This is a genomic window from Streptomyces vastus (assembly GCF_039532825.1).
In the GTDB taxonomy this organism is placed as follows: Bacteria; Actinomycetota; Actinomycetes; order Streptomycetales; family Streptomycetaceae; genus Streptomyces; species Streptomyces vastus.
Genome location: NZ_BAAASJ010000046.1, coordinates 1 through 946, shown reverse-complemented (window position 1 = coordinate 946; position 946 = coordinate 1). Strand labels below are relative to the sequence as shown.

Annotated in this window: 1 protein-coding gene; it reads right to left on the bottom strand. The window is 66.3% G+C overall.

Features of this window, described 5'->3' with window-relative positions; translation table 11 throughout:
* Entirely contained in the window at positions 1–888 is an 888-nt protein-coding gene (locus ABD357_RS23695) for a carbohydrate ABC transporter permease (RefSeq protein ID WP_344392737.1), read from the bottom strand.
* Positions 889–946 lie beyond the last annotated feature (58 nt).

Genomic DNA, 946 nt, shown 5'->3' with positions numbered 1-946 from the left:
TCACTTGACTGCTCCGAGGGAGAGGCCGCGGACGAGTTTGTCCTGTGCGGCGAAGCCGGCGATGAGGACGGGCAGGGAGACCAGGGTGGCCGCGGCGCAGAGCCGGGCCAGGAAGAGGCCCTCGTTGGTGATGAAGCCGACCAGGAACACCGGTGCGGTGGAGGCCTGGGTGGCGGTGAGGTTGACGGCGAACATGAACTCGTTCCAGCTGAAGATGAAGCAGATCAGCGAGGTGGCGGCGAGTCCGGGCATGGCGACGGGGGCGACGATGCGCCACAGCACGGTGAGCAGGCCGGCGCCGTCGACCTCGGCGGCCTCCAGGATCTCCTTGGGGATCTCGGCGAGGAAGGAGCGCATCATCCAGATCGCGATCGGCAGGTTCATCGCGGTGTACAGGACGATCAGTGTCCATACGTTGTCCAGCATGCCGGCCTCTTTGACGATCATGTAGAGGGGCAGCAGGGCCGCGATCGCCGGGAGGAACTTGGTGGACAGGAAGAAGAACATGACGTCGGTCCACTTCTCGACCGGCTTGATGGACAGCGCGTAGGCGGTGGGTATGGCCAGGGCGAGGACGAGCAGCGTGGAAATGACGCTGGCCATGGCCGAGTTGAGGAGGAAGGGGGTGATGTCCCGGTTGAACAGCAGCTGGTACTGGTCGGTTGTGAGGGCGGCGAAGGGGGTGGGCGGGTTGGTCGCGGCGTCGGCTTCCTGGTGGAAGGAGGTGAGCACCATCCAGGCCACCGGGGTGAAGAACGCCAGGGTGGCGAGCCAGGCGACGAAGGTCCACAGGGGCGACAGCCGTGGTGCACCGCCGTGGTCGTCGTGCTTGCGGAGGAGCTTCTTGAGTCTCGCGCCGGGCGCGGGGAGGGCTGCGTGAGCGGTCATCGGGACATCTCCTCGCGGAACAGGGACGCGATGGTGCGCAGCGCGAAGGTCGCGATCA